Source organism: uncultured Allofournierella sp. (assembly GCA_944382705.1).
Lineage (GTDB): Bacteria > Bacillota > Clostridia > Oscillospirales > Ruminococcaceae > Allofournierella.
The window spans coordinates 1-7,322 of record CALWNE010000047.1; the positions used below are offsets into that span (position 1 = coordinate 1).

Sequence of the window (7,322 nt, forward strand, 5' to 3'; positions counted from 1 at the left end):
GGCAAACGGTCCAGATTGCGCGAAAATACGCCCAACATTTCGCTGCTTTTTCCATCTTCCTTCTTGTTTACAAACCAAAAACCTGCTCTGGTCTGATTGCCAAAGCAGGTTTTTCTACAAGCTGAAATGGCAGAGGAATTATTCCTCTGCCATTTTTTTATTTAGTTGGAATCAGATTGCTCCACCTCGTCCAGAGCACTCACAGGCAGCGAGCAGCTGGCAGGGAAGTACAAACGGATGGAAGTTCCCACACCGGGAGCACTCTCCAGTTCGATGCGTGCGTGGTGGTAGGCAGCGCTATGCTTAACAATGGAAAGCCCCAGTCCGGTGCCGCCAATGGCCTTGGAATGGCTCTTGTCCACACGGTAAAAGCGTTCAAATACCCGGTCGTGATCCTCGGCAGGAATACCAATTCCGTCGTCTTTCACCTCCAGCACCGGCCCGTTGGGGGTGTTGGAAACCTTCACCCATACATGACCGCCCGGCCGGTTGTATTTTACAGCGTTTTCGCACAGGTTGAACAGCATTTCTTCCAATACCGGGCGCACCCCTCGGATTACCACAGGCGGCCCGTCCACAACCAGCTGCACCTGTTGGGCAGTGGCGGCTGTTTCCAAGCTAACCACAATGGTTTTGGCAAGAAGGGTCAAATCCACCGGAATGGCAGAATAGGGAATGGAGTTTTCATCCAGCTGAGACAGTTTAATGATATCTCCCACTAAATGAATCAACCGCTGAGATTCATCGTAGATTTTGGCTGCAAAAGGCGCCACATCCTGGGGGTCCACCAATCCGTTCTTCATAATCTCCGCAATGCCGGAGATGGAGGTAAGAGGGGTTTTTAATTCGTGGGATACATTGGCACTGAATTCCCGGCGCAGGGTTTCCCGCTGGTGCTTTTCGGTTACATCCAAAAGTACAATAACCGTTCCAGCCAGCATATCCTGCTGGTATACCGGGTTGGCAAACAGCTGGCACATCTTACCATACAAGGGAATAATGGTTTCGTTGTGATGGCCTTCCAGAGCGTCCTGAATGGCCCGGTTCAGTTCGGGAATGGGGCTGTTGGTCATATCCCGCCCAGACAGAGAGCTGGAGGCGTGAAGAAGCTGCCCAGCACTGCTGTTGTGGGAAAGAACTCGGCCGCTGCAATCCAACACCAAAAAGCCCTCTTTCATGTTTTCGGTAATGGAAGCAAACTGTTGCTGCTGCTGGCTCAGTTCAATCATCTGAGCTTTGATTTGCCGGTTTTGGTGGTTCAGTCGCCGCAGAAGGGGAGAAAGCTCCTCGTACTCCTTGGAAATCTGGGGGTTTTCCAAATCAATGTTGTTCAGGGGGCGGGTCAGCCGAACTGCCACCCAAAATGCAATGACGGCACTGAGTAATGCAGCGGCAATCAGCATAATCAGGATGGGGCGTATCATCAAAAACAACATCCCCATACCGGAGTACTGGGTGCAGGAAATGCGCAGCACATTGCCGTTTTCCAGCCGAACGGCACGGTAAAGAGTTTTTTCCTGCAATGTTTTAGAGTACCGGGAACTCTGCCCCTGCCCCGTTGCAAGAGCCTGCTGAACCTCCTCTCGTTCCCGATGGTTGTCCATGGAGGCAAAATCTGCGGCACTGTCAAACAAAACAGTCCCGTCCGGGGCAATCAGGGTGGCGCGGTTTTTTCCGTAATCATAGCTGGTCAGGTAGTCCTGGCCCATCTGGTCGGCGGCTTGGGCCAGATAATGCAGCTCCACCGAAAGTTCATCGCCGATGCGATTTTCAAAGTATGGCAGCAAAATGGCAGTAAAAAACAGCATACAGAGTGCCATGGAAGCAAGGGTAACCCCCAAAATGGCATTAAAAATCCGCTTGGTCATACGCCGCTCTCCCGAATGCGGTAGCCGGTACCCCGAACCGTTTCGATGTAGCTGCCGCAATCACCCAGCTTCTGGCGCAGAGTGCGGATGTGTACATCCACAGTACGGCTTTCTGCCTCAAAGGTATAGCCCCAAATCTGGTTCAGCAATTTCTCACGGGTAAACACAATGCCTGGCTGCTGCATGAGCATGCTCAGCAGCTCAAACTCCTTGTGGGTCAGGGAGATTTCGGTTTCATTCACAAACACCTGATGCCGGGCGGGGTAAAGGGTCAGGCTTCCCACCTGGAATTCTTCCGGAGCCGTTTGGGGTTTGGCGCGGCGCAGCAGTGCGTTCACACGGGCCACAAGCTCCATCATGCCAAAGGGCTTGGCAATGTAATCATCGGCGCCGTTGTCCAGCCCTGTAACCCGGTCGTATTCGCTGCCCTTGGCAGTGAGCATAATCACCGGCAGCTGTGCAGTGGCAGAGTTGGCTCGCAGCCGCTTCAGAATGGACATACCGTCCTCCTGGGGCAGCATAATATCCAGCAGCAGCAGGTCGGGCTGTTCCTGCTCCATTCTGGCCCAGAAGTCCGAAGGAAGTTCAAATCCAATGGCTTCATGGCCGGAACGGTTGAGGGTGTAGGTTACCAGTTCCCGGATGCTGTTGTCATCTTCCAGAATATAAATCATGGGAATTCGCTCCTTTTCTATGGGCATATCTAGTTCACTCTCTTTTAACTATAAAGCATCCTGCCTTTATTTGCACGGATTTCTCTGTAAAAAATTCGTAAAAATCAAAAAAATCTTAGGTTGCTTTGGCCAGGTTCGGAAAAGAAAAACTGACATGGCCTAACAAAAGCCATGTCAGTTTTAAAAGATGCTTCAAGGCGGGGAGAAGTGCATCAGCGAACAGCCAAACCGTTTAAATCGTTGCTGGATTTAAAGGTTTGGAAGTTGAACAACAGCAGAATGTTGTCGTAACCTTCCTGCTGGGCAAGCTCCTGAATGCTGAGTTTATAGCCACGGGGGTCGATAACGCCAATGCGCTCATAGTTTGCACACAGGAAGGGCACAAAGCTGTTGGCATAGCTATCCTTCACAACCAGAATGCTGCCCTCGCCATTGCCCTGAATGGTGGTGTAGCCGTTGTTGCCGTACAGGAAAGCGGCGTATTTATCCACCGTGTCAAATTTTTCGGTATCGTACAACCCGGCAGTGAAGGACTCGGTCAAATTCAGCTGGGAGTCAATGTTCCACACCGTCAGCTGGTTAGGCAGTTCCAAATAATCCAGGGTGTCCGGCTGCGTTTTCCAGTACAACGCTTTTGCGTAGGTGGTGCCATAAAAATCCGGTACCTGGGTGAAATCCTGTTGGGTTACCTCCAGGGGGTCCAGCCCCTCACGGGAGCAGAATTGGCGATAGGCCAGGTATGCGCCCCAGGTGGTCCAGTGATGGTCGGTGCTGTAATAAAGCTTGTCCGCTTTTGCAGCTTCAAAGGGCTGGCGCAAGTCCAGCACATGGTCTTGGCCCACTGCGTCAAAAATAGTGTCCAGGGCGGTGTTTTCATCCAGCATGGGGGTGCCGGCAGGCAGTTCCTCCTGGTAGATAAGGCTGGCAGAGGGAGCAAGCATCAAAGTGACCTTTCCGGGGAAATTCTCCGCAAACTGCTGCACCAGAAGGGTGTTCTTGTTCAGCAGTTTTTCCTCGTTGTTGGTCAAACCAAACATCTTGGTGAACAGCGCATCGTTTTTGCCAATTACAGCGCCGCCAATCTCCACCTTTTGAAACAGCAGCCGCTCGCTCAAGCTTTGCAGTTTCATCCAGGTATCACGAAATACCACCTGGTCTTTGGTGTAGCTGTCGTAATCCGCAGTCCATTTGTTCTGTATCAGCTGGCTCAGGCTAAAAGCAGGGAACTGGTTCAGCTGGCGGCGCTCCAAATCAGAATAGCTGCGCTTGGGCCAAAGTCCATCCAGCACCATGAAGCCAACCAGAAACAGAAAAAACAGCACCAACAGAGGGTACCGGAGCAATTCTTTGCATTTTTCTTTCATACCATACCCTCCTCAAAAACGGAAATACAGGAACGGGCTATTGGTGGAAGCCACAATGTAAGTAATGGAAAGCAGCAGAAGGGCAAATACCACCAAAATTTTGAGTGCAGTGTGCTTTTTGAGCCATTCGTAAAAACGGATGGGCAGGGGGGTGCAGCACACAATGGCCACCAGCAAAATAACCCCATAATTGCGCAGGAAATAAAGGCAGGAAACACCGCCAGAGGGAATAAACAGCTTTTGGAACAACAGTCCCAAGCCTACGCCCGGTTCGTTGCCCACAAAGAGTGCCCAGCCCACAGCAACAAGCGCCAGGGTGTAGAGGTGGGGCCAGAACTTACCGTTTTTAAGATGGGGCAGCAAAAAGATTTTTTCAATGCACAGCAGCACAAAGTAGTAGATGCCCCACAGAACAAAGTTCCAGTCGGCACCATGCCAGATACCGGTAAGGATCCATACCACAAACATATTGAAAATCTGGCGTTTGAGACCACGGCGGTTGCCGCCCAGGGGAATGTACACATATTCCTTAAACCAGCTGGAAAGGGTGATATGCCAGCGGCGCCAGAATTCGGTGATGCTGCGGGAGATGTAGGGCATTTCAAAGTTCATGGGGAAGTCAAAGCCCATCATCTTGCCCATGCCGATGCCCATGAGAGAGTAGCCGGAAAAGTCGAAATACAGCTGGAGCGAGTAAGCAACAAGACCCAGCCATACCAAAGGAGTGCTGGCGTTGGCAAGGCCCACGCCGGCAGAAGAAAGTGTATCGCCGCTGTAAGTACCAATAATATCGTACCAAAGATGGCTCACAGTATCTGCAATCAGGACCTTTTTTGCCAGGCCAAAGATGAATAAGCAGATGCCCTCCTCAATTTGCTTTAAATTGTAGCGGTTTTTGTATACATGCAGCTGCTCGGCCACATCCCGATATTTTACAATGGGGCCGGCAATCAGCTGAGGGAACATGACCACATAGGCACCAAAATCAATAATGTTGCGTTCCGCAGGTACATCCCGACGGTACACATCAATGGAGTAGCTCATGGTCTGGAAGGTGTAAAAGCTAATGCCCAGCGGCAGCACGGTGGCGGCTTCCACCAAACCAATGGAGGTACCCAGCAGGCCGTTTACACTGGAAATCAGGAAGTTGGTATATTTGAAGAATACCAGCATGGAAAGGCTGCCCACCACCGAGAGCACCAAAAACAGCTTGCGCATTTTGGGGTCGTGATCAAATTTTTGAATGGCAAGGCCGCAGAAGTAGTTGATTAAAATCAACACCAGCATGATGGGGAAGAACCGAACCTCACCCCAGGAATAAAACACCAGACTGCACATAAACAGTGCCAGATTCTTGAATTTGTAGGGGGCGAGATAGTACAGTCCCAGAGAAATGGGCAAAAATCTAAATAAAAACAGTATTGTGCTAAATAGCAAGCAAAGTCCACTCCTTTACACCAAAAAGCCGGTGCATATTGCACCGGCTTGGCAGGTATTTATGCCATGGGCAGGTCGATTATTTCAGGGCCTCGTCCAGAGCAGTATCGATCTGAGCGTAATCAGCGCCGTTGGTGTTGGCCACTACCAGAACCAGGTAATCGCCCTTCTGCACAATGCGGGCGTCCTTGGCAGCAGCTTCCTTATCGGCAAATTCGGCGTACAGGCCGCCGGTGGAAATGTTGGTTTTGTAAGCTTCCAGCTCGGTCTTTACACTGTCGGCTTTGCCGGAAACGGCCTTGATGGCAACAATGAGAGCACTGTCGGCCTGGTCGTTGGTTACCTTGCCGGCGTATTCCTCTACATTTTCCTTGGTAAGCATCATATCCAGGGTAATGAAGTTGTCGTCTACCTCACGGGCGTTGGCCACGGGGTTTACGGCTTCTACCGCAGAAACAATGGAGTTCAGGTCGTAGGCATTGGCTTTCTGAGAGCCACCGCAGGCGGCCAGGGTAAGTGTGAGCACAGCACAGGCTAAAATTGCGGCAAATACTTTTTTCATGGTAAAGTCTCCTTTATGCATCCGATTTTTAAAATTCCTTAATGCAAAGTGTAAGTTCGATTTTACTCCATCTACAGATAGAATGCAAGATTTCCCCCATAGTGTGACAAAAAAATTAAAAGTTTATTCATATTAAACTGGAGTTTACAGCAAATGTTTTGCTTTCACAGCTTTTTATCTGTACTTGATGGGGCTGGATGTGGTATAATAACTTGGTATCCGCAAAAGCCGGAGCTATAACCGGTGTGCTTTTTCAAAAAAAGCAGGCAAGGTGCGGCCCGCTGTAAATCGGCCTGGGCTGCGGCGGAGCAACATCAAAACGAATTATTCCGCAAAGTTAAGGAGGCGGTCCCCATCGAACAAAATGAACACCGCAGCATTCGTCGCTCTCCGTCCCCAACATCCGGAGGGCGCACTGTCAAACGGCCGCAAGCAGCCAAAACCGAGGGTTCCCGTACATTGGCCAGCCAGCGGCAGCCATCCAAGGGCGAGTCATCCACTCCGCCCCCAAAGCCCCCAAAACCCAATCTGTTTGTGCGCATCGTCGCAGGCTTTTTCAAGCTGATTGCAGCCTGCATCTGCCTGGGTGTAATGGCTGTAAGCGTGGTGGCGGTTTTGGTAAGCCAATATGTGGTCAATGTGACAGCCAACGATAATTTGGACCTGGTCAACCTTAAACTGGCCCAGACCAGCACCATCATGGCCCAGGACCACGATACCGGTGAATGGGTAGAGTATGCATCCCTGCACGATACCAACGACCGGGTATGGGTGGACTTGAGCGAGATTGAAACCAGCCCCTACCTGAAATGGGCCTTTATCTGCACGGAAGATAAGGACTTTTACGAGCACCATGGTGTAAGCATTAAGCGCACCATTGCGGCATTCGTAAACGAGTATACCCCCATTAAGCTGTTCAGCAGCCGGCAGGGCGCTTCTACTTTGGAGCAGCAGCTGGTAAAGAACATCACCAATGACGATAAGCAGGACGCCATGCGCAAAATCCGAGAGATTTTCCGCGCCTGGGGCTTGGATAATCGTTATGATAAAGATACCATTTTGGAAGCCTATCTGAACACCATCAGCCTGACTGGCAACATTGGCGGTGTAAAGGCTGGTGCTATCCAGTACTTTGGCAAAAGTGATTTGGCCGAACTGTCTGCCGCAGAGTGTGCCAGCATTGCAGCCATTACCAAAAGCCCCAGTCAATACGATCCTTCCAAAAATCCCCAGGAGCATCTACGGCGGCGCAACCAGATGCTGAAGAATATGTGGGAGCAGGGAAAACTCACCCAGGCAGAGTATCAGGATGCTATCAATACCCCCCTGACCCTGGTGGAGGAAACCCAGGATACGGTAAATGCAAGCGGCATTAGCTCCTACTTTACCGATGCCGTATACACCACGCTGAAAAAGC

The 7,322-nt window shown here is 50.9% G+C and carries 6 protein-coding genes; 1 reads left to right on the plus strand and 5 read right to left on the minus strand.

What is annotated here, in order from left to right:
- Positions 1 to 161: 161 nt before the first annotated feature.
- The 5 genes from ACH2EM_RS07180 to ACH2EM_RS07200 all read right to left on the minus strand — a co-directional run bounded on the left by ACH2EM_RS07180 (position 162) and on the right by ACH2EM_RS07200 (position 5,905).
- Entirely contained in the window at positions 162 to 1,868 is a 1,707-nt protein-coding gene (locus ACH2EM_RS07180; protein WP_395151456.1) for an ATP-binding protein, read from the minus strand.
- Positions 1,865 to 2,542 (minus strand): winged helix-turn-helix domain-containing protein, encoded by a 678-nt coding sequence (locus ACH2EM_RS07185; protein ID WP_395151457.1) that lies wholly within the window; start codon positions 2,540 to 2,542, stop codon positions 1,865 to 1,867. Before ACH2EM_RS07185 ends, ACH2EM_RS07180 begins: the two co-directional genes overlap by 4 nt.
- A gap of 212 nt (positions 2,543 to 2,754) precedes the next feature.
- A complete protein-coding gene (locus ACH2EM_RS07190; protein ID WP_395151458.1) occupies positions 2,755 to 3,906 on the minus strand; it encodes a DHHW family protein in 1,152 nt (383 codons plus the stop codon).
- Between the two features lie 12 nt (positions 3,907 to 3,918).
- A complete protein-coding gene (locus ACH2EM_RS07195; RefSeq protein WP_395151459.1) occupies positions 3,919 to 5,343 on the minus strand; it encodes an MBOAT family O-acyltransferase in 1,425 nt (474 codons plus the stop codon).
- Positions 5,344 to 5,422: 79 nt separating this feature from the next.
- Positions 5,423 to 5,905 carry a DUF4358 domain-containing protein gene (locus tag ACH2EM_RS07200; RefSeq protein WP_395151460.1) on the minus strand — a complete coding sequence of 161 codons (483 nt, stop codon included), beginning with the start codon at positions 5,903 to 5,905 and terminating at the stop codon, positions 5,423 to 5,425.
- A gap of 459 nt (positions 5,906 to 6,364) precedes the next feature.
- On the opposite strand from ACH2EM_RS07200, the gene ACH2EM_RS07205 reads away from it, so the two are divergent.
- Positions 6,365 to 7,322: transglycosylase domain-containing protein (locus ACH2EM_RS07205; protein WP_395151461.1), on the plus strand; the 958-nt coding region annotated here is incomplete at its 3' end.

Excerpts from the sequence above, each read along its gene's own strand:
- ACH2EM_RS07180 (WP_395151456.1), bottom strand. The coding sequence starts at position 1,868 with ATGACCAAGCGGATTTTTAATGCCATTTTGGGGGTTACCCTTGCTTCC.
- ACH2EM_RS07185 (WP_395151457.1), bottom strand. The coding sequence starts at position 2,542 with ATGATTTATATTCTGGAAGATGACAACAGCATCCGGGAACTGGTAACC.
- ACH2EM_RS07190 (WP_395151458.1), bottom strand. The coding sequence starts at position 3,906 with ATGAAAGAAAAATGCAAAGAATTGCTCCGGTACCCTCTGTTGGTGCTG.
- ACH2EM_RS07200 (WP_395151460.1), bottom strand. The coding sequence starts at position 5,905 with ATGAAAAAAGTATTTGCCGCAATTTTAGCCTGTGCTGTGCTCACACTT.